This window comes from Flavobacterium sp. N2038 (assembly GCF_025947185.1).
In the GTDB taxonomy this organism is placed as follows: domain Bacteria; phylum Bacteroidota; class Bacteroidia; order Flavobacteriales; family Flavobacteriaceae; genus Flavobacterium.
The window spans coordinates 253,235-278,620 of record NZ_CP110001.1; the positions used below are offsets into that span (position 1 = coordinate 253,235).

At 33.6% G+C, this 25,386-nt stretch carries 19 protein-coding genes and 3 tRNA genes; 5 read left to right on the forward strand and 17 right to left on the reverse strand.

The genetic code is table 11. The annotated features are described in order from the left end of the window. Positions 1-109: 109 nt before the first annotated feature. The 6 genes from OLM51_RS01015 to OLM51_RS01040 all read right to left on the reverse strand — a co-directional run bounded on the left by OLM51_RS01015 (position 110) and on the right by OLM51_RS01040 (position 6,378). Positions 110-1,336 (reverse strand): M56 family metallopeptidase, encoded by a 1,227-nt coding sequence (locus OLM51_RS01015; RefSeq protein ID WP_264552576.1) that lies wholly within the window; start codon positions 1,334-1,336, stop codon positions 110-112. Then, positions 1,333-1,704 (reverse strand): BlaI/MecI/CopY family transcriptional regulator, encoded by a 372-nt coding sequence (locus OLM51_RS01020; RefSeq protein WP_133523417.1) that lies wholly within the window; start codon positions 1,702-1,704, stop codon positions 1,333-1,335. Before OLM51_RS01020 ends, OLM51_RS01015 begins: the two co-directional genes overlap by 4 nt. Before the next feature lie 119 nt (positions 1,705-1,823). Continuing rightward, positions 1,824-2,786 carry a DUF6624 domain-containing protein gene (locus tag OLM51_RS01025; protein WP_264552577.1) on the reverse strand — a complete coding sequence of 321 codons (963 nt, stop codon included), beginning with the start codon at positions 2,784-2,786 and terminating at the stop codon, positions 1,824-1,826. A 176-nt stretch (positions 2,787-2,962) separates the two neighbouring features. Next, the gene (locus tag OLM51_RS01030; RefSeq protein ID WP_264552578.1) at positions 2,963-3,928 is read right to left on the reverse strand and encodes a DUF6624 domain-containing protein; all 966 of its coding nucleotides are present in this window, start codon (positions 3,926-3,928) and stop codon (positions 2,963-2,965) included. 19 nt (positions 3,929-3,947) lie between these two features. Continuing rightward, on the reverse strand, positions 3,948-4,391 hold the full coding sequence (locus OLM51_RS01035; RefSeq protein ID WP_264552579.1) for a hypothetical protein: 444 nt from the start codon (positions 4,389-4,391) through the stop codon (positions 3,948-3,950). A 598-nt stretch (positions 4,392-4,989) separates the two neighbouring features. Then, positions 4,990-6,378: a dipeptidase gene (locus OLM51_RS01040; RefSeq protein WP_264552580.1), complete on the reverse strand. Its 1,389-nt coding sequence runs from the start codon at positions 6,376-6,378 to the stop codon at positions 4,990-4,992. Between the two features lie 109 nt (positions 6,379-6,487). On the opposite strand from OLM51_RS01040, the gene OLM51_RS01045 reads away from it, so the two are divergent. Further along, positions 6,488-6,572 (forward strand) — tRNA-Leu (locus tag OLM51_RS01045). Positions 6,573-6,616: 44 nt separating this feature from the next. Here OLM51_RS01045 and OLM51_RS01050 read toward each other — a convergent pair. The 7 genes from OLM51_RS01050 to OLM51_RS01080 all read right to left on the reverse strand — a co-directional run bounded on the left by OLM51_RS01050 (position 6,617) and on the right by OLM51_RS01080 (position 13,787). After that, positions 6,617-7,072, reverse strand: coding sequence for a hypothetical protein (locus OLM51_RS01050; protein WP_264552581.1), 456 nt, complete (start codon positions 7,070-7,072; stop codon positions 6,617-6,619). 441 nt (positions 7,073-7,513) lie between these two features. After that, positions 7,514-7,753, reverse strand: a complete 240-nt coding sequence (locus OLM51_RS01055) for a hypothetical protein (RefSeq protein WP_264552582.1) — start codon at positions 7,751-7,753, stop codon at positions 7,514-7,516. A 289-nt stretch (positions 7,754-8,042) separates the two neighbouring features. Further along, positions 8,043-9,626: an MFS transporter gene (locus OLM51_RS01060; protein ID WP_264552583.1), complete on the reverse strand. Its 1,584-nt coding sequence runs from the start codon at positions 9,624-9,626 to the stop codon at positions 8,043-8,045. A gap of 1 nt (position 9,627) precedes the next feature. Then, positions 9,628-10,680, reverse strand: a complete 1,053-nt coding sequence (locus OLM51_RS01065; protein ID WP_264552584.1) for an HlyD family secretion protein — start codon at positions 10,678-10,680, stop codon at positions 9,628-9,630. A gap of 207 nt (positions 10,681-10,887) precedes the next feature. Further along, on the reverse strand, positions 10,888-12,243 hold the full coding sequence (locus OLM51_RS01070) for a TolC family protein (RefSeq protein WP_264552585.1): 1,356 nt from the start codon (positions 12,241-12,243) through the stop codon (positions 10,888-10,890). A gap of 445 nt (positions 12,244-12,688) precedes the next feature. After that, positions 12,689-13,510 (reverse strand): helix-turn-helix transcriptional regulator, encoded by an 822-nt coding sequence (locus OLM51_RS01075; protein WP_264552586.1) that lies wholly within the window; start codon positions 13,508-13,510, stop codon positions 12,689-12,691. A gap of 203 nt (positions 13,511-13,713) precedes the next feature. Then, positions 13,714-13,787 (reverse strand) — tRNA-Asp (locus OLM51_RS01080). A 722-nt stretch (positions 13,788-14,509) separates the two neighbouring features. Here OLM51_RS01080 and OLM51_RS01085 point away from each other — a divergent pair. Beyond that, positions 14,510-14,695, forward strand: coding sequence for a hypothetical protein (locus OLM51_RS01085; RefSeq protein WP_264552587.1), 186 nt, complete (start codon positions 14,510-14,512; stop codon positions 14,693-14,695). Between the two features lie 445 nt (positions 14,696-15,140). Here the strand turns inward: OLM51_RS01085 and OLM51_RS01090 are convergent. The 4 genes from OLM51_RS01090 to trxA all read right to left on the reverse strand — a co-directional run bounded on the left by OLM51_RS01090 (position 15,141) and on the right by trxA (position 19,689). Further along, positions 15,141-15,214: transfer RNA gene (locus tag OLM51_RS01090), tRNA-Asp, on the reverse strand. A gap of 86 nt (positions 15,215-15,300) precedes the next feature. Next, positions 15,301-16,227, reverse strand: coding sequence for a DUF58 domain-containing protein (locus OLM51_RS01095; RefSeq protein WP_264552588.1), 927 nt, complete (start codon positions 16,225-16,227; stop codon positions 15,301-15,303). After that, the gene (locus OLM51_RS01100; RefSeq protein WP_264552589.1) at positions 16,224-18,797 is read right to left on the reverse strand and encodes a M1 family aminopeptidase; all 2,574 of its coding nucleotides are present in this window, start codon (positions 18,795-18,797) and stop codon (positions 16,224-16,226) included. The genes OLM51_RS01095 and OLM51_RS01100 overlap by 4 nt, the downstream gene beginning before the upstream one ends. 574 nt (positions 18,798-19,371) lie before the next feature. Beyond that, positions 19,372-19,689, reverse strand: a complete 318-nt coding sequence (gene trxA / locus OLM51_RS01105; protein WP_012023423.1) for a thioredoxin — start codon at positions 19,687-19,689, stop codon at positions 19,372-19,374. 263 nt (positions 19,690-19,952) lie between these two features. Between trxA and OLM51_RS01110 the strand changes: the two genes are divergently transcribed. From OLM51_RS01110 to OLM51_RS01120, 3 genes are all read left to right on the forward strand, one after another. Then, positions 19,953-22,424, forward strand: a complete 2,472-nt coding sequence (locus tag OLM51_RS01110; protein ID WP_264552590.1) for an AsmA family protein — start codon at positions 19,953-19,955, stop codon at positions 22,422-22,424. A 73-nt stretch (positions 22,425-22,497) separates the two neighbouring features. Continuing rightward, the gene (locus tag OLM51_RS01115) at positions 22,498-23,718 is read left to right on the forward strand and encodes a DNA cytosine methyltransferase (RefSeq protein WP_264552591.1); all 1,221 of its coding nucleotides are present in this window, start codon (positions 22,498-22,500) and stop codon (positions 23,716-23,718) included. Continuing rightward, entirely contained in the window at positions 23,719-25,290 is a 1,572-nt protein-coding gene (locus OLM51_RS01120) for an ATP-binding protein (RefSeq protein WP_264552592.1), read from the forward strand. Positions 25,291-25,386 lie beyond the last annotated feature (96 nt).

Genomic DNA, 25,386 nt, shown 5'->3' on the forward strand with positions numbered 1-25,386 from the left:
CTTCTACTATTTAGAAGCGGATTTTTTATCTTCTAGATACAAAGTTGCAAAGACGCTATAACTCTAACACAACAAAAAAATCCGTTCATTTGAACGGATCTTTATTTCATTATTTATCGGCTTGAATCGTAATAGGCAAACTATACAAAACCCTAACCGGTTTTCCGTCCTGGGTACCCGGAATCCATTTTGGAGAAAGCTTCAGGATTCTCATCGCCTCTTCTCCTATTCCATATCCGGCATCTTTTACGATTTTAATTTCAGATAAACTTCCATCTTTTTCGACCATAAACTGCATTGCAATTTTTGTTTCAACTTTACTTTTTGAAGCTTCTTCAGGAATTCTAAAATTTTGTCCAACAAATTTATAAAACTCAATAATTCCACCTGGAAAATCAGGTTGTTTTATATTTAAATCCCCAACTTTATGAACACTATTATCTCCCGAAGACTCATTTTTAACAACTTCCTGAGCCGTCATTTCTGAACTAAAAGCAAACAATAGCATACTGCAAAGTAAACCAACAGTAAAAACTTTAAAAACTTCTTTGACAGGTGATTCTCTTTTGCTCATCATAAGGAAGCGTTTTTTTGTTATTTGATAATTAATAGTACTTGCTAAAGCGACATTATTAGTATCTGAAGCAATACTCAATAACAATTTCTGATATGTTGATACCGATTCAAATTGCAGATTTACAGCTTCATCTGCCAAAAACTCATGATTCAGTTTTATAGCTTTTTTATACAAAATTATTAATGGATTGAACCAGAATAAAATTTGTAAAACCTCAACAAAAAGAATGTCCAAAGTATGTTTTTGCTTTAAATGTGCTTTTTCATGCGCAATTAACTCTGATGGGACTTTTCCGTTTTCAAACTCTTTTTCGTTTATAAAAATGGCATTCCAGAACGAATGCGGCAAAATAGCTTCTTTTACCAAAACCACTTTTTGATCTGTAACAATTTCAACTTTACTACTATGCATCTTTTTATAAAAAACCAGTAGATTCAATACAAAACGAAAGAGTAAAATTGCCGCAACAACAATATAAATTCCACCAAAAAAGTATCGGATTATTTCATTGTAATCAATTGTATTTAAAACTGCTTTATTTGTCCTTATAACAATTCCGTCTAACTGAATTACATTAATCTGATCTGAAAAAAGTGTCCTGACCGAAAACAATTGCAACGGAACAATGAGACTAAAAATCATACTTCCTAATAAATAAGCCCGATTAAAACGAAACATTTTTTCGTTTTCCAGCCACAATTTATAAACAGCAAAAAACACCAAAAGGAGAATTCCCGATTTTAAAAGATAGAGTGTCATTTTTTCTTTTTTTGAATTTCTGAATCGATTATTTTTTTAAGGTCCTCCAGTTCCGATGCCGATAAATTGGTTTCGGTGGTAAAGAAAGAAGCAAACTGCGAGGCCGAATTATTAAAGAAATTACTAATCAGGCCATTTACATGTTTAGAAAAATAAGCCGTCTTTTTAACCAGCGGATAATATTCTCTTGAATTTCCAAATTCGTTATACGCAACAAATTTCTTGTCGATCATTCGCTTTAATAATGTTGCAACAGTTGTTGTAGCCGGTTTAGGCTCCGGATATGCTTCGAGCAAATCTTTCATGAAGGCTTTTTCAAGCTTCCATAAATGCTCCATTAATTGTTCTTCTGAGTTTGATAATTGCATTTTTTAAAGGTTCTGAGATACTAAGTTTCTAAGTTTTCTTTCCGCAGATTAATTGGGTTAATATGCCTCTTTATTCTTTATTCTTTATTCTTTATTCTTTATTCTTTATTCTTTATTCTTTATTCTTTAATATTTTCAAGCTTCATTATTTCGGGCAATTCTTTTTTATAAGCCTCAAGATTCCATTCGATATTCAATTTTGCTGCATATTCAGCCATGGTCCCAAGGCCAACTTCAGCGCGTCTTTTATCTACGTTATCAGGATCAATCATAGGTGATACATAACTCTTTTTAGTCATTTTATTCCTTGCCGACTGGCTGCCGTAAATTTGCGGCCTTCCTTCCCTTAATGCTACCCTGTCTTCTAAATAGGCTAAATTCCCTGAGGTCGCATTACCTTTTTTTACCGCTTCTCTCATCATTGGCAAGTACTTTTGCTGGTATTTTAGCGGAGAATGCTGAATGACTAAAAACAAGGTCTGATTTGCCTGCACACCGATAACATCTTTTCCAAGCCAGCCCTTTTCATCTAGTATTTTAGCAACCTTCACAAGATTAATACTGTCTTTTTTACCCATTATCTTTCCAATGCTGTCAATTTTTCTTTTATTAGAATTAGGGTCATTATAAATTTTCATAAATTCTCCACGAATACCCTGATCTTCTGCATAAATATCTAAAAGTTCTTTTTGAAGCTGTTTATCATAATTTACTTCAAGTATATCCAACTTCTTTTGCAGCCTGTCAATAGTCATTTTCCACTCTTTTTCTGTGTGTAAAGACATTAAATCACTATCCGTTTGTAGGTGTGTAATATTTTCGTATCCGTTATCAATGGACAGATTCAGCCATTTAAATGCTTTTTCATTTTCTTTGGCCATGGCTGCAGAACATCCCGCATTGTAAAAATCTGTCGATGATTTTTGCTCTGTTTTAAAGGCTTTTTCGTAAAAATTGACAGACATTTTAAAATTACCTGCTCTGTAACAGGAATCTGCTTTTTTAACCCAGTCTTTATACTTTTGAGCTTGTAATAAACCAATATTAATTACAATAAAAAAGAAAGCAATTGTTTTTCTCATAGTTTTTAAAATTAGTGATTTATTTCTTTACTCGATTTATACGCTACAAATACAGAATTAAATTTTAAATATATAAGAATTATTTTTAAGTTTTGAGATTCTATGTTTTTCCCTACTCTTTATTCTCTACTCTTTATTCTCTACTCTTTATTCTTTACTCTTTATTCTTTACTTCTTTACTTCTTACCCTTATTAATCAACTTTTCAAATTCGGGAAGTTCTTTTTTATACGCTTCAACATCCCAGGTTGCATTCCAGTATTTAAGATAATCCGATAAAGTTCCCAGTCCGACTGATGCTCTCCTTTTATCTACATTATCAGGATCTTCAAGCGGAGAAACAAAAGGCTTCTTCGTTATGGGATGATTCGAAATCTGACTTCCATAAATTTGCTTCCCTCCTTGACGTAAAGCTACTCTGTCTTCAAGTAAAGCCAGCGAGCTTGCTTTTGCATTTCCTTTTTTAACTGCCTCTCTCATCATGGGCAAATATTTTTGCTGATACTGCAAATTGGCATGCTGGATTACCAGAAACAAGGCCTGACTTGCCTGAGAACCTACAACATCTTTTCCAACCCAACCTCTTTCATCTAATATTTTGATAACTTTAATTAAGGTTATACTGTCTTTATAGTTCATAATGTCACCAATACTATCCAAAGCTTTACTTCCCGGGCCATCAGTTTTATAAATCTTCATGGCCACTCCACGAATATCCTGATCTTCTGCATAAATCTCTAAAAGCTCTTTTTGCAAAGGTTTATCATAATTAACTTCCATGATATCTATTTTCTTTTGAAACTTATTGATCGTTTTCTTCCAATCTTTATCAGCATACAAAGACTTTAAGTCGCTGTCCTGTTTCATGTGAGCGATACTTTCATAACCATTATCAATTGCTAAATTCAGCCATTTAAATGCTTTTTTACTTTCCTGTGCCAAAGCTGCAGAACATCCTGCATTGTAGAAATCCTCAGAATGTTTGTTTTCTATTTTAAATGCTTTTTCATAATAATCAACAGACATTTTATAGTTTTCTGCACGGTAACAAGAATCTGCTTTTTGAACCCATTCTTTATATGTTTGCGCCTGAAGGAAGCTACTGTTTATTAAAATAAAAAAGAAAGCAATTAGTTTTTTCATAAGTTTAAAAGTTAGTGGTTTATTTAATAGTTTGTACCGAGATTAATTGTCCTTTATCATAGGTTTTAATATTTTGAAGCTTCCCTTTATCCGAATAAAATTTCCATTCTCCAAAATAAAACCAATGTGTCTGAACTCCATTAATCTCCAGTTTTGTTTTGCCTTTTGATTCTAATGTTCCGTTCTGGTAGTAACTTTTTACGATACAAATTCCGTTTTTGTATTTCTCTGTTTTATAGATTTTACCGCCTATATAAGCTTTCCATTTTTTTACCGGCTCATCGTGTTTATAATATTCATACGATTTGTATCTAACATTATCCTGTGTATAATCATCTATCCAAACCCCTTCTTTTTTCTTGTCAATCTTTTGATTAATCGGTTTGCTTTTACAACTCAAAAGCATTGATCCGCAAAAAAATAATAAAAATAGATTTTTCAAATTCATTTGTTCTACAATCATAGATTCTTTTCTACAAATGTAGAGCTAAATTTCAAACGAACAAGTTTTTTCTTATTTTTTTCTTATACTCTTTGTGTTTATTTTTTTCAACCGCAAAGTGCGCAAGGATTTTTTAAGCTTACACCTATAAACGCAAAGTTCGCAAAGCTTTATCTATGTAGCTTTGCGAACTTTTATAATCTTGTTTTAAAAAAATCTTAGCTCCCGATAGCTATCGGGATTACGTAATTCTTCACGCTCTTTGCGGTAAAAAAAACTTAACCGCAAAGAACGCAAGGATTTTATTTAAGGTTACGCTTATAAACGCAAAGTTCGCAAAGCTTTGCAGACATAGCTTTGCGAACTTCTATAAATCTTATTAAAAAATCTTAGCTCCCGATAGCTATCGGGATTGCGTAAACCTTTGCGGTATTTGCGGTAAAAAAAAACTTAACCACAAAGAGCGCAAGGTCTTTATTTAAGGTTACGTTTATAAACGCAAAGTTCGCAAAGCTATATGATTAAGCCTTGCGAACTTTTATAAATCTTACTTAAAAAATCTTAGCTCCCGATAGCTATCGGGATTGCGTAATTCTTAGCGCTCTTTGCGGTAAAAAAACTACTTAGAAAGCTCCACAAAATACTTGTAAAACAATGGAATAGTCTCAATTCCTTTTAAGTAATTAAAGATTCCGAAGTGTTCGTTTGGTGAGTGAATGGCATCACTGTCTAAACCAAATCCCATCAAAATCGTTTTGCTTTTTAATTCTTTCTCAAACAAAGCCACAATTGGAATACTTCCTCCAGAACGAACCGGAATTGCAGGAACTCCAAAAGTTTCTGTATAGGCTTTATTTGCTGCCTGATACCCAATACTGTCAATTGGTGTAACGTAACCTTGTCCACCGTGATGAGGCGTTACTTTTACCGTAACTCCCGCTGGAGCAATACTTGTAAAATGTTTAGAAAAAAGTTCTGTAATCTCTTCCCAGTCCTGGTTTGGAACCAAACGCATCGAGATTTTAGCAAAAGCTTTACTTGCAATAACTGTTTTAGCACCTTCGCCAGTGTAACCGCCCCAGATTCCGTTTACGTCTAATGTCGGACGGATTGAGTTTCTTTCGTTGGTTACATATCCTTTTTCGCCATAAACATCATTTAAGTCTAAGGCTTTTTTATATTTTTCTAAGCTGAAAGGCGCTTTTGCCATTTCGGCTCTTTCTTCTGCAGATAATTCCTGAACTTTATCGTAAAATCCCGGAATCGTAATATGATTGTCTTCGTCATGAAGAGAAGCAATCATTTTTGCCAGAATATTAATTGGGTTTGCTACTGCTCCACCGTATAAACCAGAATGCAAATCACGGTTTGGTCCCGTAACCTCAACCTCTACATAACTCAAACCTCTTAAACCTGTCGTAATAGACGGTTGTTGGTTGGAGATCATTCCAGTATCTGAAATCAGGATTACGTCGTTTTTCAGTTTTTCCTGATTACGTTCTACGAACCAGGCTAAACTTGCAGAACCAACTTCTTCCTCGCCTTCGATCATGAATTTTACGTTACAAGGCAACGTATTGCTTTGTACCATTAATTCAAGTGCTTTTACGTGCATGTACATCTGACCTTTGTCGTCACACGCTCCACGCGCAAAGATTGCTCCGTCAGGGTGAATCTCTGTCGTTTTGATAACAGGTTCAAATGGTGGTGAAGTCCATAATTCTAATGGATCTGGCGGCTGAACATCATAATGTCCGTAAACTAAAACTGTTGGAAGATTTGGGTCGATTATTTTCTCTCCATAAATAATTGGATAACCCGGAGTGTCGCAAGTTTCGACAAAATCGCAGCCTGCTTTAGATAAACTTTCTTTTACAGCTTCGGCTGTGTCGATAACATCTTGTGAGTATGCAGTGTCGGCACTAACCGACGGAATCTTTAATAATTCGATCAATTCATTGATAAACCGATCTTTATGTTGTTGAACGTAGGACTTAATATTTTCCATTTAAATTATTTTTATAGAAACCCAAAAGTACAAAAAAGAGAATTAAAAAAAATTTTCAAATTTTTCTTTGAATATTCGAAAGTATGCTTATCTTTGCACCCACAATTGAGCGGATATGGTGAAATTGGTAGACATGCCAGACTTAGGATCTGGTGCCGCAAGGCGTGTAGGTTCGAGTCCTATTATCCGCACCAAAAAAAAGCTTCTGAAGATTTTCAGAAGCTTTTTTGTTTTACGTTTATTTTTGCACATCATTTATTCCAAATAATTTTTGCAAATTTTTCAAGGTAAGCGGTCCACCAATATGCTCCACTGATTCGTTTTGCATTACTACAAACTGAATACTTTTAGTACCCATCGTTTTATCATAAAGAATTCCCACTAAATCACCTTTCCAATTCTTATAAATAAAACTCTCTCCTTTTTTATATTCAGCGCTATTCATTGTTTTAAAAACTTCATCATAAATCTCTATCATTTCTGTTTTCTTTAATTCATAGCTCCATCTTTTATCACTTACAGAAGTTAGGTCTGGCATATCTAAAAAATAATTTTCCCCATACTTATTTATTTTTGTAGTTCCCATATTTACAGAAATCACCTCATCTGGCTTGCTCTCCTCGGAACGTTTCATTATTTGCGCATTAAGATTAATACCAAAAACCAAAACAACTGCCAATAATAATTTTTTCATTTCTTTTTCCATTTAAATTAATAATAACCAAATTTAGCTTAGCTTAAACGGACTGTTTTACGGAAAATCGTAAAATGAGAAATTATTTTATCAATTACTCATACACATTATTTATAAGAAACGTAACCATAATATTGTCATTTCGACGTAAGGAGAAATCTTTGTGAGAAGCTCGACAAAGATTGGTTTTCCTTTGCGGAGTTACTTGTGAAGATTTCTCCTTACGTCGAAATGACAAGCTGTGCGGTAACTGCTACTTATCTTTTATTAAAATTTTGGTTTTAAGTAATTATCCATCACCTTGACGAAAGGAGATTACAATAGCACCAACAGTTTGTACAGTATGAAAAAATTATGATGGACATCTCAATTTTTTGCTAGTTTACTATTTTTTATTTCTCCTTTCGTCGAAATGAAGATATTTTAAAACGCTATTTTCTCTTATTTAACCTCCAAATACGGATGCAAAATTTCAGCTAATTCATTCAGCCAATAAAAACCTTTTTCTAAGTTTTCTCTCTGACAATAAATCGTACCGTTTTCTTCGTCTCTAACAATACTCAAAGCAATTACATAATTTAATTGCCTTATCGCTTTTGCCAAATCTTTGGGATCAATAACATTATTAAAAAAATCTAATAGTCTTTTTTCTGTTTCTTTTGAAAGGTGATCTGTGTTCATAATTTCTGAATTTAAAATATCGTAAAAATCGTAAGAAATTTATTTCATTTGACCACATATATGCGTTCAACTTTAATTATTTTTTTCATATAGAAAATCGAAATTCGGCTAAAGCCTTTCCCTTTCAAACATAAAAAAACCTCCAGCTAAAGCAGGAGGCAATTCGAGAAATCCCTTTAACCCTTTTAATCTGTGGCTTTAAAAATAAAAACCTTTGTGACTCTGCGACTTTGCGAGATTAAATTCACTCCACTTTGGAATTTGGAATTTAAAAATTGGAATCTTCATTTTAGCCGATCCAAATTTTACTTTTAACCAAAGTCATTGTTTGCCTTAAATGCTGATTGCACGCAATCAGAATAATCAAAACCACCAAACCATAACCTACTATGGTATAAATCTCCATATCGGCCAATAAAGTGGCTTGTTTAGCAACTGTTCCGAATACTTTTTTCAAGGCCAAAGTATTGGCATTATCTGCTGAATATCCTTTTGCTATAAAACTCTGTGCTGTAGAAGCAATAGTTTGTTGTGCTTCGGGATTTTCGCCTGTTACGAATTGACTTAGTTTCAGGAAGTGTTTTTTGTTTAAAAAGACCATCGCATTCTGCATGACGCAAAAACCAATTGTACTTCCCCAAAAACGCCCTGAAACACCCACAATTCCAGAAGAAACCGCCATTTTTGCCGGAACTGAAGAGGTTGTAAACAAGATTAACGGAACGAATAAAAACCCAACTCCAATACCTTGTAAAATATATGGAATAATAATGTCACTCAGCGCTACATCTGGCACAAAAAGAAACGTAAACCAGAAATGAAATATGGCAATAAGCGTAAAACCAATCATAAAAATAACTTTGGTCGAAACAGATTTCATGAGGAAAAAAGCGGCCAAAATAAGTCCGATTACATTTCCTAATCCGTTAATGTATTGCACGCCCGCGACACGCGACGGATCCCAATTCCAAATCGAAAACATCGCCGAATGACAAAGACTCAGCGTTGCTCTGCTGATATAGAAAAGGAAAAACAATAAAAACCCGATTCGCAGATTGGCGTATTTAAAAACTTCAAAATCAAAAGTGGGTCTTTTTACCAAAAGCTCTTTAAAGATAAATAAACCGCCTGTAATCAAGGCAATCATTAACGTCAGGACCATTTGAGAAGATTCGAACCAATATTTTTTCTCGGCATAAACAAAAAAGTAGGCACCGCAAAGAATAGCTGTTAAAACCAAAAAATAACTCATCCAGTCGATTTGATACAACGGAATTTTCTTTGTAATTCGGTGCCCTCTGAAAGTAACTAAGATTAAAAAAACGTTCAGAACCTGAAGCCCTCCCGAAACATACAACATGTATTTCCAGTCGTAATGATCGAGAAACCAAACAGCAATATTCATAATAAACGGCGTTGACAACAACAACGAACCGTAATAAAATGAAAAGCCTATAATTATGGCATTTTTAGAATTAAACTGTTCAATAAGCAATTGTCTGATCGTGATTACCGGCAGCGCCATCAGGATTCCCTCGGCAACTCTCATCAATAAAAAAACAGCAAAATTGGTGATATATGCAGATGCAACAATGGTAATCCCTATTAAGGAATAAACCGCCATGAGGTAATTTTTTGCAGGGAAAAAACTCGAAAATCTACTTTCGATTAAAATCGTTGCCAGCAGAGTTCCATATGTTACGCACATTGCAAACTGCAAATCCTCGGGCTCTATATCCAGAAAACTTGCTGCATAGGTTACGTTTGAGGTATAAACTCCCAATAAAATCATGGAATGCAGTAAACAAACGAACAAAATAGTAATGATCGCCCATTTTGGAACCCAGGATTTAAATATACTTTTATCTTCCATTTTATTTATGTGCAGCAACAATCGTAATGTTCATTCCTGCTCTTAAAAAATCGGTTTGTTTGTCTTGTTCTTTTAACTGAATTCTAACCGGAATTCTCTGTTCGATTTTTACAAAGTTTCCAGTGGCATTATCTGGAGGAAGCAACGAAAATCTTGCCCCACTCGCAGGCGACAGTGAAGCAATTGTTCCCACAAAAACTTTGTCGTTTATAGCATCGGCCTTGATTTCGACTTCTTGTCCAACAGTTAAATATTGCAATTGTGTTTCTTTAAAGTTGGCTGTAATCCATTTTTCTTTACTTACTATAGAAAGCAATGACTGACCTTCTTTTACCATTTGTCCCGGCTGTAAAGTTCTTTTTCCGACCCAGCCATCATAAGGCGCAGTAATTACGGTGTACGAAAGAAACAATGCCGCATTATCTGCAACGGCTTGTCTCGATGCAATATTGGTTTGTGTTGTTGGAACATTTGCCTCGGCAACAGTCGTGCTTAAGGTAGCCGAATGAATTCTGTTTTTCATTTCCTGAAAATGCGCCTGCGCCGATTCGTAATCCGCTCTTACTTTTTCTAATTGTTGAGATGTTGCTGCTTCATCTTTTACCAAAGCCATATATCTTTCGTACTCTAATTTAGTTTTCCAAAGATTTGATTTTGCAGCATCTAGTTGCGATTCATTAACTGCAGTTGCACTTGCTGTATTTGCTACATTTTTCTCGGCAACAACACTGTTTTGTTTTGCACTCTGCACATCGGCCAAAGCCACATTCAATTTCGACTGATATTCTCTGTTATCAATCACCACCAAAGTATCGCCTTTATGCACAAACTGATTTTCATCAAATCGAACTTCCTGTACATAACCTGTAATTCTCGACATAATTGGCGTTACATATTGTTCCACCTGGGCGTCATTGGTTTCTTCGTGGTTCTTGTTAAACACATAAAACCAAATTCCTAAAACAACACCACTCCCTACAAGCACACACGCGATAACTGTTATTAATATATGAAACGTTCTGTTTCTTCTAGTTTCATTTTTTATCTTAACCATAAACTCTATATTCTTTATCTATTCTTTCTAATTTTTTTTCCGGATTAATCCCGATAGCTATCAGGACGACGCTACAATATGGATCGTTCCTCAGGAACTGAAAACCTATATTTCTCCCCGGATTGAAATCCGGCGCTAAAATATGAATCGTTCCTTCGGAACTAAAAATCTATATTCTTTTTTCTATTCTCTTTCTTCTAAAAACTCTTAACTCTGAGGCATAATCCCCGCCGTATGCAGCAATTCATAATGTTTTAAAACCGCATCCAGATGGGTAGAAATTTTATTGTATTTCGCCTGAAGCAAAGCATTATCAGCATCGACCATTTCGGTAATTAAAACCAGTTGGTTTAAGTATTTCAATTTTACGATTCTGTAATTTTCATTGGCTAAATCCAAAGCTTTATCAACGACAACAAATTTTTCAAGGATTTCCTGATATTGCGTATGCTCTTTATACAATTGATCCTGAATTTCCTCTTTTACAATTTCCGACTGCATTTCCTGCCATTTGATTTTGGTACTCGCCTGCTCCATTTTGGTTTTGTTTTTATACAAAGACGAAAGATCAAAAGTCGCTTCAATTCCTATTTGTCCCAAAGTATACAAATACGGATTAGGTGGAAAAAACTTATAATTCGGATAGTAAAAACCATAGTTCCCGAAGAAGTGAACGCTTGGCAGATAGTTTCCTTTAACGAGTTTCAACTCTGTTTTACTTATATTTAATTCCTGACTTGCAATACGCATTTCTTCGTTTTGCAACGCTTTCTCCATATAAAAATCATACGGATCCAAACCTTTCATTTCGTCCAGATTTGAAGTTGTATCAATTGCAATTTCTTCGTTTTCCGGAATCTGAATTAAAGTTTTCAGATCGTGAAGCGCAATTTTTATGTTTTTGGAATTTGTAAGCGCATTTAGCTCACGATCTGAAAGCTGTAATTCGGCACGAATAACCTCATTTTTAGTTACCGTTCCGTGCTTTTGGAGCGACTGAACTTCTTTTAGTCGGCTTTTTTCTTCTTTAATGTTTTCTTCAAAAATCTTCTGAAGTTCCATCATTTTATAAATCGCCAGATAGTTTGCCACAACTTCCAGCTCAATATCATTCTCGGTTTTTTCCGTTTTTATTTTAGCAATTTCGTTTTCCTGATTCGCAATTTTAATAGCATTGTTAATCTTGTTTCCGGCATAAATTGGCATTTTAAAAGTCGAATTGACTTCATAAATTTCAGGAATTGCCTTTGTCACTTCTTTGTCTTTTAAGAAACCGCTTCCTTTAAATTCGGTAATATTCGTAATTCTGGAATACATGCCGTTTAATTCGATATCTGGCAGGCGGAGTTCTTTTCTTTCTTTTATGTTTTGCTCAGCGAGCGTAATCTCCAAATGAGATTTAAGGATCTTTTTATTGTTTTCTTTAGCCAGTTTCAACGCTTCGCTTAACGAAACCGAATGAACTTCCTGAGCCTGTAAGCTATTGAATGCTAATACAATTAAGAATAACAGCAGGATTCTGGGAAAACAATCTTCTGTAGAATTTGTTGTTTTAAGGAACATGAATATTTAAATAATTTATGCTGCAAAGTTCCTTCATTTTTCTGTTGACTGATAATTCTAAAAAGTCAATAACATATTCATTTCGGACAAATGTTAAAATGATACTTTCCGAAAACGTTATATTAATACGTTGAAAAACAATTTATTACAAATTTTATCTGAATTGTGAAATTTTCACGCAGATTCAAAAAGGATTTTAGCAGATGAACGCAGATTATATTTTTTTTTTTGCCACGCAAGATCAATAATTATTTAACACATAGAAACATAGATTTATTTCAATTGAATAAAAGATTAAAAATAAATGACACATCATTTACACATAGCTCTATGTGCATTAATACAAAGTAAAACGCCTTTTAACGCAACGAAAAACTATGTTTCTATGTGTTAAAATTATCTGCAAAATCTGCTCAAATCTGCTGAATCTGCGTGAAATAAAAAATTATTTTCGTTCTAAAATCTCCTTGCCATTTAAGTAATCAGAAGGTCTTTGTCCTAAAATCTTGAAGAAAGTGTTGCTAAAAGTCGGAACACTATTATAACCAACTTCTTGAGCTACCTCTTTTACAGAAAGCTTTCTTTCTAACAAAAGTTCAATCGCTTTTAAGATTCTTCGAATGGTATAATACTGAATAAAAGACATTCTGATATCCTTCTGGAACAAGCGATACAAAGAGCGCTCGCTGAAACCAAATTCATGTGCCACATTGGCAAACAGAATTGTTTCGCCCAGATTATTCTCAATATAACGCAAAATTTTACCCAAACGAGCGTCTTTGGGCTGAGGCAATTCTAATGGCAAATTAGTATGACATATTTGAGGAAGAATCGCTTTTATGGCTTTTGCAATCACAAAATTTGGAGAACCTTTTTTCAAATCCCCATTCCATTGGTTGGTAAAAAGCATCATCTGAAGCAGTAAATTATTGACCGGATAAATACCTTCACTTTTATAGAATTCATTTTCATCTTTTTCAACCGGAAAATATAGATTCCGCATCATCACGTGTTCTGATTTTGGCTCAATACTGTGCTGTAAACCAGCCGGAATCCAGATAAAATGCCTTGCCGGTAAAAAATAAGATTTTGTTTCGGTTGTCACAAAAACCACATCACCTTCTGCATAAAGCATTTGTGCTTTTTCGTGTTTATGTGTTGGAACAAATAATTCGCCCATTATATCATGATGACAGTAAATGCTTTTTTTATCGGCATCTACTTTCTTGATATAATATTTGTCTATTTTAAAAGTTGATTGTTCCATAATATAAAGATAGGAGAAATTTAACCGCAAAGCACGCAAGGTCTTTTTTCTAACATCACGCTCATAAACGCAAAGTTCGCAAAGCTATATGAATAAACCTTTGCGAACTTTGCGTAAATCTTTGCACTCTTTGCGGTTAAACCTCGCAAAGTTTATATAAAAAAAATGCCTCTCATAATGAGAGGCATTTTAAACAACTTAGGCGGTCTGGACGGGACTCGAACCCGCGACCCCATGCGTGACAGGCATGTATTCTAACCAACTGAACTACCAAACCCTGCGTTATTGCGAGTGCAAAAATACAACAGATCTTTGATTTTGCAAGCTTTTTTTTCAAATAAAAATCGATAAATTTTTAATTGGTTAAATTCCAATATTTTAAAACCTCTTGTTTTTATTAAAAATACAGAATTTTCTTTCTCTATAGCTATAAAAAGCGCCAAAGTCAAAAGCCAAAACAGCACAAAGCTTAGAAAAACCTCGCGTTCTTTACCTAAATCACCCCATTCTTTCCAATTAAACTACATAAGCAAAAACGCAAAACCGACAAAGCATAAAAAAACCTGGCGGACTTTGTGTAAATCTTAATACTATTTAACCTGTTGGGTGTAATTAAACTAAAAATCCCATATGTTTTTATATCAAAAAAGACATCAATAGAAACTACAGAACGAAGCAGTCCACAAACAACTTACCACAAATACTCCTCTTTATCAAATACAAAACAACGAGATTTTTCTACCATAGTAATTTAAAAACAAAACACTAATACTTAACCACTTACAACTTTTTCATTTCATCAATAATTTATAAATTATCTATGTTATAATTCATAATTCACAAAAATAAAGCACTTATATCAGAATAAAACTCAATATTTGTAAGGATAAGTATTAAGTTTTCCTAAATAACTGAATACCTATTTGATGTTACAGACATAAGTTCCAAGTGTCTTAATATGATTGGAATATCAACTAAACAAAAAAACCACAAATTATGTTGAAAAAATTATGCCTAAATGGTGCTGTAGAATTAACTGTAAATGAATTAAAATCTATCAACGGCGGAGTTAATTATCCAGAGTGTCCAATTCAAGACACCTCTAAAAACTGTTTTGACGGACCATCTCATTGTCCAAATCCAGGCAAACTACCTATTTGCGTTAAGGATAGCGATCTTCAATAGACAGCAATACTTTAAATTCATCCATTTGAATTACGATAGAGAGGGAATTAATTCCCTCTCTATTATTTTCATCAATCACCATCCTTATTAATTTCAAACCATTGAATTAAAGTATAGACAGCTTAAAAACACAAAGTCCGCAAAGCTTAAAAAACTTTGCGGACTTTGCGTTCCCGATAGCTATCGGGATAGCGTTCTTTGCAGTTAAATCTTCACAATCCAATTTTGGAATTTGGAATTTTTAAAGTGCATTTAGGAATTGGAATTTACCTTTCATAAAAGGTCTTAAATCAAAAAAGCCATCCACAAAAGTGGAAAGCTTTTCATTGGTCTAACTACTAAACCAGCTACGAGTTACAAAGTCGTAGCAAAACAACACAACTATTTTAGATACCGTATTTGGGCAAAAAAGCCTTTCTGTTACGAAAGGCTTTTCCCAATATTGCGGTCTGGACGGGACTCGAACCCGCGACCCCATGCGTGACAGGCATGTATTCTAACCAACTGAACTACCAAACCTCTGCGTTATTGCGGTTGCAAAGATAGTACAGAATTTCATTTCTGCAAGTGTTTTTATAAAAAAAATCAAATAATTATTTAAATTATTATCCAAAGTTTTGTTTTTCAACCAAATAAGTCGTCAATATTTTTTCAAAATTATCACCAACATTTACCGGAACATACTTAATTTGGTTCTTTGCACAGGTTAAAGCCAGATTTTTAAAATATACTTCTACCCTTTCTTCGTAGGCTGTTTTTACATTATCGGCAAAAATCGAAACCTCTTCACCGGTTTCTACATCAATAAATTTTCTTGGTGCATTATCAAAATCAAACTTCAATTCAGTTTGATTATCAACTACATGAAACAAAACTACCTTGTGCTTATTGTGTTTAAGATGTTGTAATGCATTAAAAAGCTTTTCATCATCTGCGGTTTGAAACATATCGGTGAACAAAATAATCATCGAACGGCGGTGCATTTTCTCCGCAATCTGATGCAGATAGGTGATCGTGTCCGTGCTTTTCTTAACTTTTGGCTGTACTAATAATTCTTCCAGTTTATTCAAAAGCATTCTATGATGGCGATCGCTTCCTTTTTCTGGCGCGTAATATTCATATTTATCAGAGAAAACGCTTAAACCAACGGCATCGCGCTGTTTCTTTAGAATATTCATTAAAACCGCCGAGGCCAAAACCGCAAAACCAATCTTCTTTTCGTAAAAAGGCTGATTTGATTTTAGTTCCGGATAATGCATTGACGACGAATTATCTACAATAAGATGGCAGCGTAAATTGGTTTCTTCCTCAAAACGTTTTGTATACAAACGATCTGTCTTGGCAAACAATTTCCAATCGATATGTTTGGTGCTTTCGCCGGCATTATAGACTTTATGCTCCGCAAATTCGGCCGAAAATCCATGAAACGGACTCTTGTGCATTCCGGATATAAAACCTTCCACAACCTGATTGGCCAGCATTTCGAGATGCTGAAAACTGGAGACTTTCTCTATTTCCGATTCAATTTTCATTCGGTTTCTTTTTTAATATTTTGTGCTTTATAAAGCAAATCTGTCGCCTGAAACAGTTTACGCTTCAGGATCGGACTAAAATTAGGGTTTTCTTTTAAGAATCGCTGTACTTCATCAAAAGCAAATTTCGACGAATATTTTCCAACGGTATTATCCAGCCAGTCTTTTGGGAAGAAAATATCTCCCGTACGCTGAATTTCATCTACCAAATCTAATGAAAATCTGATATACTTTTGCGCACTTTCCTGACGAAGCGGATGATTTACATTTGACAAACCAACAGAAACCCATGATTCTTTCTCGCGATTGGCATCGTCTTTTAAAGATTCTATAAAAGCAAATCGAACCGATTCATCTTTTGATAAGGATGGAAGCAGAAATTCAAATCGTTTCTTTTTGTCCGGATTTGTAATCGTTGTGCTGGTTTTTTCTAAGATTTCATCGGCTTTATCATGTTTGAAAATAGCCAGATTCATGGCCATATTGGTAAAATCGTCTTCATTTAATTTCAAATTAGGAATCACAACTTCTTTGTTCCAGATTTGATATAATTTGGTTTTAGCCGAATCGGAATACGCAATCGAACTAAACAATCCAAATAATGTCTTTTTAATATTGGCTGATAAATTGGTTTGTAAACGTTCGTACAAAACACCCTCAAGCTGTTTCTGAATTTTATTCTGCTGTTCTACTGTAAAGAATCTCCAATAAATTGTGTTCAGGTTATTGGAAACCATTCGCAAAACCAACTCATTTTCTTCGGTTTGAATTCCTTTAAAAAAGCAATCAAAAGCTTTATCTGTTGAAATAGTCCCGATTAACATATTTTCGTATAGATTACTATAAGCAGAAGCCCTTGCTACCTCATCTTTTAAACTGGAAACAATATTTAAATGATTCCCGTCAAGCGGAAAAACACCGTATCCAAAACCATTATAATTATAAATAATCGTAAGCGGTTTTTCAAGTCCGATAGCCTCTTTTAAAACCAGGTTTTTCTCTTTAATATTGACAGATAAAACCTTTACATTATCAGCATAAACTAAACCAATCTGAAAGATTTGAGGCCAGATATTGTTTGATTTATCTTCTGCTTTTTGGAAAATTTCAAACTTCCTGATTCTGTTTTGCGCATCGAACTCTATTTTATCTGAGAAAATAGCCCTTCCGGATTTGTTTACCCAAACGTCGCTCCATTTCTTCATATCCAGAGGTGTTTCGGCATCCAGGATTTCTACCAGATTATTCCAGTCAGCATTATCGTTGGCGTATTTCTGAATGTATTTTTGAATCCCTTTCCGGAAAGCATCTTTTCCCATTGAAGCTTCGAGCTGACGCATCATAATGGGCGCTTTATTGTAAATAATAGCTCCGTAAAGAGAACCGGCGTCTTTCAAATTAGCCAAATGTTGTTTTATCGCATGCGTTCCCAATGAGCGATCTTCCGCATAAGCACTACTATAGTGAGACGTAAAAAACTGCAGATTATGATTGACTTTCGGAAAAATTGGGCTCATGATTTTATCAGCCATAAAATTGGCAAAAACCTCTTTCATCCAGACATCGTCAAACCATTTCATGGTAACCAAATCGCCAAACCACATATGCGAAGTTTCGTGAGCAATAAGTTTGGCTCGGTTTAGTTTCTCACTGTCGGTTGCGCTGTTGTCCAGAAACAAAGTAGATTCCCGGTACTGAATCGCGCCGACATGCTCCATTCCGCCATATTGAAAAACAGGAATCGAAGCAAAATCCAGTTTCTGAAAAGGGAATTTATAATTGGTATATTTTTCTAAGAAATCTAAAGATTGCTGGTGCAGACTGAAAATCGTATCTGTACTTGTTTTTATCTTTTCGGGATTGTTTTCACGATACAACATCGTCATTTCAAGTCCCGGTTTCTGAGTAACACTTTTAAATTTTCCGGCAACAAAAGAAAATAAATACGTACTCATTTTGTCTGATTCTCCAAAAGTGTACAAGGTAAAATCTCCTTTTTCGACTTTCTCTTTTACATCGGCTCCTGCCAAAACCGACCAGTCTTTAGGCACAGAAAAACTCAATTTATAAGTCGCTTTCAAATCCGGTTGATCAAAACAAGGAAACAAAGTGCTCGCACGATCCGGAACTAATAAAGTATAGAGAAAATCGTCGTTTCTGTTCAATGATAAATTACCTGCGATAAAAGAAATTGAAATGGTATTTTTTCCTAAAATCAAATCTTTTTGATCTATAAAGATATGTCCGTCTTCATGATTGATTACACTGTTTTTTTGATTAACTAGAATTGATTTTATATTTTCAGATTTCTCTTTAAAATCCAGAACCAACGACTGGCTTAAATCAATTAGAACCAAATTCAAGTCCAATTTAGAATTAATGTTTTCATTTTTTTGGTTTGGAATTTCAAATAAAAGTCCATAGGTCAAATCAGAAATTTGATATTTTCTAAAATTAGCCAGTTGCTCTGAAACACCATTTTCTACTAAAAATTTTTCTTTTGGTTTTGATTGTGAAAAACCAAAATTTATCAATAACAAAAAAGAAAAAAGGCTGTGAATAATTTTCATTTTTAAAGGAATATATGATTCGTTAAAAATAAAAAATGTTTGCCACGAATTTCACTAATTAGCACTAATTATTTATTTTGAGATTACTTAAAAAGCTTTGTTATAGATTAAATAATTCCCGCAGATTAGAAAATCATTTGAAGTTTTAATTCGCGAAAATTGGTGAAATTCGCGGCAAAAAAATCCTTTTAATCATTGAAATCTGTGGCTAATAGAAAATAAAATAAAGTTGCCACAAATTTCACTAATTAGCACTAATTATTTATTTTGAAATTGCTTAAAAAGCTTTGTTATAGATTAAATAATTCCCACAGATTAGGAAATCATTTGAGTTTTAATTCGCGAAAATTGGCGAAATTAGTGGCAAAAAAATCCTTTTTAATCATTGAAATCTGTGGCTAATAAAAATAAAAAAGGCTGCAACGAATTCACGAATTATTGCTTTAATTAATTCGTGAAAATTGGTGAAATTCGTGGCAAAAAAAACCTTTTAATCGGTGAAATCTGTGGCTAATAAAAATAAAAAAGGCTTGACTTTCGCCAAACCTTCTTTATATAAATCATAATCTTACGATTACAATAAAGCGTCTAAACTATCTGCGTAGGTTTGTTTTGGAGCTACTCCAACTTGTTTTCCTACTACTTCACCGTTATGAAACACCAAAACGGTTGGTATGTTACGCACACCATATTTTGCAGCAAATTCCTGGTTTGCATCTACATCGACTTTACCAACAACTACTTTTCCTGCGTACTCATCGCTCAATTGGTCAATGATTGGACCAACCATTCTACAAGGACCACACCATGCTGCCCAAAAATCTACCATCACCGGTTTATCTGATTTTAAAACTACTTCGTCAAAAGTAGCGTCTGTTATTGCTAATGCCATAATAATTTTCTTTAAATGTTATTTCAGCTTTTGTCCCAAAAGACAAATTTTTTATATTCTTAAAACTGAAGTACAAAGTTAGAAATTAAATACAAATGATACACCATCTCTAAATTAGTTTTGATTATAAATGTATTGTAAATAATTATATCATAAAAAACACATTCTCTACAGAACCTTAACACTGTATTAATTTGAAAATCAATTTTTTAATTATGATGCTTTTTTATACTATCTTTAATGATCCAAAAAAATTTGTCCAAATGAAAGAAACTTTACATCAAATAAAACTCTTTTTACAATCGGCCGGATTTAAAAAATATGCCAAACGTTTTGGCTTTTTTATTTTAGGACTTGTTGCCCTGATTTTGATTGCCTGCGGAGGATTGTCGATTTATTTCAACCAAAATAAAACCGAAATCATGGCAAAAATCAATACTAAGATTAATGAAAACATTAATGGCAAGTTTCATATTGGCGATTTTCATTACAAGTTTTTATCAGGACTTCCAAATTTTACACTTGCCCTTAAAGATGTAGAATTAAAAGATAATCAATGGAATACCCATAAACATACACTACTAAAAGCGCAGGAAATCGAAGTGCGTTTAAACGTTTGGAGTTTACTGCAAAAAGAAATCAACATACATAAAATCCTCATTAATGATGCACAGATATATGTGTACAAAGCCAAAGATGGGTATTCGAACGCTAATATCTTTAAACCCAAAAAGAAAAAAACTCCCCAAAACAAAGCCAAACCCGAAACTACAATTGATCAGGTCGACCTCAACAATGTACATTTTACTTTAGACAATCAGGTGGGGCACAAACTTTTTGATTTTGCGGTGGCGAGTTTAAAATCTAAGGTAAATTATGACGAAGACAACTGGCAAACCGATGTTTTTCTGGATACACAAATTAACAGTCTGGCTTTTAATACTGTTCACGGAAGTTTTGCCAAACAAAAACAACTCAAAGGAACTTTTGCCGTTTCTTATTCTTCTGCAAAAGAAAAAATTGATGTAAAAACCGATGGTTTAAAAATAGGAACCGACACTTTTGATATTGTTGCCTTTTTTAATTTAGCCAAAGGAAATGCCCTTTTTGGAATCAATATTGGTACTACCATTTTATGGCAAAACGCTTCCAATTTATTATCGGCAAACATTAGCTCTAAGCTTAATCACTTTAATCTAAAAAAACCTATCGATGTAAATTGCGACATAAAAGGCGATTTTAATGCCGAAGGCGATCCCAAAATCGTGGTTCAGGCTGTAATAAAAGACAACGAACTGAGTATTCCTGACGGACAATTGAATGATTGCAGTTTTAAAGGAATTTTTACCAATAATTTCAAACCAAAAGAAGGTTTTACCGATGCCAATTCTGCCGTTATTCTTACTCATTTTGCGGCCACTTATGAAAATATTCCGTTGAAAATTCCGCAATTATCAATCAACAATCTCGAAAAGCCACTGGCAACCGGAACCGTAAATTCAGATTTTGATGTGAGTAAACTTAACGGAATTAGCAACGACAAATGGATTCAGTTTTCTGAAGGCCATGCCACGGCCAATCTAAAATTTCAGTTTGATATTGTTGATTTGTACATCAATAAACCTAAATTTATCGGAAACGTAAATGTCGCAAATACTTCATTTCACTTTATCCCCAAAAATGTACATGCCGAAAAAGTAAACGTGCAACTTGACTTTACGCAAGAAGCATTACTGATTAAAAAAATCACCTACAAGCATAAAAACAACACCATTTTTATAGACGGAAAAATAGACAACTTCCTGAATCTCTATTATGATGCACCCGAAAGAATGGTGGTGAACTGGAATATTTATTGTCCAAGTATCGATGTTAAACAATTTTTGGGCGTTTTGGCCACTTCCAAAAAACAGAAAGTCGTCGCCAAAACCAACAAGAAACCCACCATCTCAAATCATTTACGCACGGTAATCGAAAAATGTGCTGTAGTCATCGACATCAAAGCCGATAAAATAACATACAATAAACTAACGGCCACAAATACCAATGCAAGAATTCAGATGATCGATTCGAAACTGATTGTAAAAAACGGATCGCTCCAGACTTCCGGAGGCAGCATAGCTTTTAATGCTGAAGTTTCGCCAAGTGGAAAAAATTTCGCTTTCGGTTCTAACGCGCAGGTAAACCGAGTTGATATTGCGAGCTTTTTAAAATCGTTTAACAACTTTGGCATCAAATCATTTACCCCAAATAACATTCACGGAAAACTCACCAGTTCGGCCAATGTAACCGGTTTTATCAACAGCAATGGCGAACTAATCACCAATTCTACCCACGGAACATTGACTTTCAATGTCAATCAGGGCGCTTTGGTAAACTTTGAACCTATTATGAAAGTTGGAAAATATGCTTTTCCGTTTCGCGATGTTAAGAATATTACCTTCAGCGATTTGTCCGGCGATTTTAAACTGCGTGGCGAAATGGTCGATATCAACAAACTCACCATCAGTTCGAGCGTTTTAAATCTCGATGCCAAAGGTGTTTATTCCTTTGGACATGGCACCAATTTAGCCATGACAATCCCACTGCGAAATTCTAAAAACGACGCCAAACTCGCCACCAAAGCCGAGCGCGATGCCGTACGCGAAAAAGGTATTGTACTGCATTTGGTTGCGGTTGAAGAAAATGGAAAAATGAAGATTAAACGTGGGAAGAAGGATAAGGAAAAAAATTAAAATGTAAGATTTTCCGATTAAATTAACTATGGTGTGTTTTTTATTGATAAATTTGAATTTTTACAGTTTTTTAATGAAAAATAAATTTACTTACATAGATCTTTTTGCAGGTTGTGGAGGATTATCATTAGGGTTGCACCAAGCAGGATGGCAAGGTCTTTTTGCTATTGAAAAAAGTCCAGATGCATTTAAAACGCTTGAACACAATCTAGTTAAGAACAAAAATCATTTTAAATGGCCAACGTGGCTTCCTCAAAAAGCACATGAAATTAACACTGTGCTAGATGAATATTCTTCTAATTTAGAGAAATTAAAAGGCAAAGTTACTATGATTGCTGGAGGCCCACCCTGTCAAGGTTTTTCAATGGCAGGCAAACGTAATGAATTTGACTTAAGAAATGACCTAATAAATTCCTATATAAATTTTGTAAAAATTGTTGAACCTAAAATTATTTTCTTCGAAAATGTAAAAGGTTTTACTATGGAATTCAAAAAAAGCAAAGAAAAAGGGATAGCATATTCTTCTCAGGTCACACAAAAATTAAATGATGCCGGTTATTTTGTAAAAGGACAATTGGTAAATTTTGGAGATTATGGCGTTCCTCAAAAGAGAACTCGCTTTATACTGGTTGGCATAAAAAAAACATTATCTAACGCTACACAAGAAAAAGCCGAAATGTTTTTTGAATCTTTAAAAAACAATCGTTTTGAATTTTTAAAAGAAAAAGGACTAAATATTGGAACAAATCTTCAAGATGCAATATCTGATTTATTTAAACAAAATGGATTAAAAGAGACCCCAGAATATCCATCTTTTCAATCTGGAGTTTATGGCAAAGAAAAAGGGAATTATCAGAAGTTAATGCGACTAGGTGTTGAAAACAAAATTGCAGATAGTCATCGTTTCCCTAAACACTCTTCTCAAATAATAAATAGATTCAAAAATATTCTTGAAGAAACTTCTCTTGATAGAAGAAACTTCAATGTTAGCAAAATTATTCAAGAAAAGTACAGTATCAAAAAAAGGACAGTAATCCCATTGAATGGCCTTGACAAAACTCCAACAATCACCACACTTCCAGACGATTATATTCACTATTCTGAACCCCGAATTTTAACAGTTCGTGAATATGCACGTATCCAATCGTTTCCAGATTGGTATATTTTTCAAGGAAAATATACTACTGGTGGAAAACTAAGAATTCAAGAAGTACCAAGATATACTCAAATTGGAAATGCAATTCCACCACTTTTTAGTGAGCAAAGTGGATTAGTTTTAAAACAACTTTTATAAATGGATAAAGGTGTATTAAATTTTGACATAAAAACAGGAATGAAAAATATCATTGGTAGAGATTTGATTACTGATGACTTTATTGCTATTTATGAATTAGTTAAAAATTCATATGACGCATATGCAGATTCTGTAAAAATTATTTTCAATAAAGATGAAATCATTATAGCTGACAACGGAAAAGGAATGTCAAAAGATGATTTAGAAAAAAAATGGTTTGCAGTAGCTTATTCCGCTAAAAAAGATAAAACTGAAGATAACGATTTATCAAGGGACTCTCACTTAAATAATTTAAAATCTAAAAGATTTTATGCAGGAGCAAAAGGTGTTGGTCGTTTTTCTTGCGATAGACTGGGAGGTAAATTAGAACTTATCACATCAAAAGTAAATATTGAGGAAACTTTTAAAGTAGATGTAGACTGGGGAGAATTCGAAAAAGATGCACAACAAAGTTTTGATTCAATACAAATTCCATTTGAAAGTATTAAAAACAATGATGTTTTTCCAAAAAACAAAAATCATGGTACAATTTTAAAAATCCAAAGCTTAAATTCTAATTGGGACATTCAAAAATTAAGAGAATTAAGACGATCTTTAGAAAAACTAATCAATCCTTTTTCAAAAGAAAATAGTTTTACTATTGAAATTCAAGCAAAAGATTTTATAGGAGTTGACAATAGCTCAGGAAACAATCTCAAAATAAATGGAGTCATTGATAATAGTATTTTAAAAGTTCTTGATTTAAAAACTACTCAAATTGACTTAAAACTAAAGGACAATATAATAATTACCAAAATTATCGATAGAGGAACTTTGATTTATCATATAGAAGAGCCTAACAAATATCTTTCAATTATTGATGACCTAGAAATTAATCTTTATTTCTTAAATCGTAGTGCCAAAATCAACTTTGGTAAACTAATGGATATTGAACCCGTTAACTATGGAAATGTATTTTTATTTAAAAATGGTTTTAGAGTTCAACCTTATGGAAATGTTGGAGATGATAGCTGGGAACTAGATAACAGGAAACAACAAGGATATAATCGTTTTCTTGGTACAAGAGACTTATTTGGAAAAGTTGATTTAATAACTGAAAATTTCAATGAATTCAAGGAAGTCTCGAGTAGAGCCAGTGGTTTAGTTGAAACTGTAGGCAAAAAAGTATTATTTGATTTATTTAAAGAAAAAGCATTTTTAAGATTAGAAAGATACGTAGCGGGGGTTCTTTGGGGCGAAGCATTTAAAAGAAAAAATTATTTTTTAGACAAGGAAATTGCTCAACAATTTAGAGAAGAATTACAAAATGATAAAGATAAAGACTCTTATGAAGATGCATTAAATAATTTAGGAAGTAAAATTGATTTTGTTAATTTAATAAAAACTTTGAGTGATGACAAAGACATCAAAATCATTGAATACAATAAATATCTAGTTAACCTCGTAAATGAAAAACTTGATATTATCCAACCTAAATTCATTTCTGATTTAGAAAAAATAGCTGAGAAGACTAATGACGTCGATTTGTTAAATCAAGTTAAACTAACCGAAGAAAGTTTTAAAAGATTTTAAAAGATAAAGAAGACGCTGAAAAGCGAGAAGAAGAGGAACGAAAAAAACGTGTTGAAGCTGAAAAACAAACTGAATTAGAAAAACAGAGAAGAGAAC

Coding starts and splice junctions, on each gene's coding strand:
- OLM51_RS01015 (WP_264552576.1), bottom strand. CDS start 1,336: ATGACACTCTATCTTTTAAAATCGGGAATTCTCCTTTTGGTGTTTTTT.
- OLM51_RS01020 (WP_133523417.1), bottom strand. CDS start 1,704: ATGCAATTATCAAACTCAGAAGAACAATTAATGGAGCATTTATGGAAG.
- OLM51_RS01025 (WP_264552577.1), bottom strand. CDS start 2,786: ATGAGAAAAACAATTGCTTTCTTTTTTATTGTAATTAATATTGGTTTA.
- OLM51_RS01030 (WP_264552578.1), bottom strand. CDS start 3,928: ATGAAAAAACTAATTGCTTTCTTTTTTATTTTAATAAACAGTAGCTTC.
- OLM51_RS01035 (WP_264552579.1), bottom strand. CDS start 4,391: ATGATTGTAGAACAAATGAATTTGAAAAATCTATTTTTATTATTTTTT.
- OLM51_RS01040 (WP_264552580.1), bottom strand. CDS start 6,378: ATGGAAAATATTAAGTCCTACGTTCAACAACATAAAGATCGGTTTATC.
- OLM51_RS01050 (WP_264552581.1), bottom strand. CDS start 7,072: ATGAAAAAATTATTATTGGCAGTTGTTTTGGTTTTTGGTATTAATCTT.
- OLM51_RS01055 (WP_264552582.1), bottom strand. CDS start 7,753: ATGAACACAGATCACCTTTCAAAAGAAACAGAAAAAAGACTATTAGAT.
- OLM51_RS01060 (WP_264552583.1), bottom strand. CDS start 9,626: ATGGAAGATAAAAGTATATTTAAATCCTGGGTTCCAAAATGGGCGATC.
- OLM51_RS01065 (WP_264552584.1), bottom strand. CDS start 10,680: ATGGTTAAGATAAAAAATGAAACTAGAAGAAACAGAACGTTTCATATA.
- OLM51_RS01070 (WP_264552585.1), bottom strand. CDS start 12,243: ATGTTCCTTAAAACAACAAATTCTACAGAAGATTGTTTTCCCAGAATC.
- OLM51_RS01075 (WP_264552586.1), bottom strand. CDS start 13,510: ATGGAACAATCAACTTTTAAAATAGACAAATATTATATCAAGAAAGTA.
- OLM51_RS01095 (WP_264552588.1), bottom strand. CDS start 16,227: ATGAAAATTGAATCGGAAATAGAGAAAGTCTCCAGTTTTCAGCATCTC.
- OLM51_RS01100 (WP_264552589.1), bottom strand. CDS start 18,797: ATGAAAATTATTCACAGCCTTTTTTCTTTTTTGTTATTGATAAATTTT.
- trxA (WP_012023423.1), bottom strand. CDS start 19,689: ATGGCATTAGCAATAACAGACGCTACTTTTGACGAAGTAGTTTTAAAA.
- OLM51_RS01110 (WP_264552590.1), top strand. CDS start 19,953: ATGAAAGAAACTTTACATCAAATAAAACTCTTTTTACAATCGGCCGGA.
- OLM51_RS01115 (WP_264552591.1), top strand. CDS start 22,498: ATGAAAAATAAATTTACTTACATAGATCTTTTTGCAGGTTGTGGAGGA.
- OLM51_RS01120 (WP_264552592.1), top strand. CDS start 23,719: ATGGATAAAGGTGTATTAAATTTTGACATAAAAACAGGAATGAAAAAT.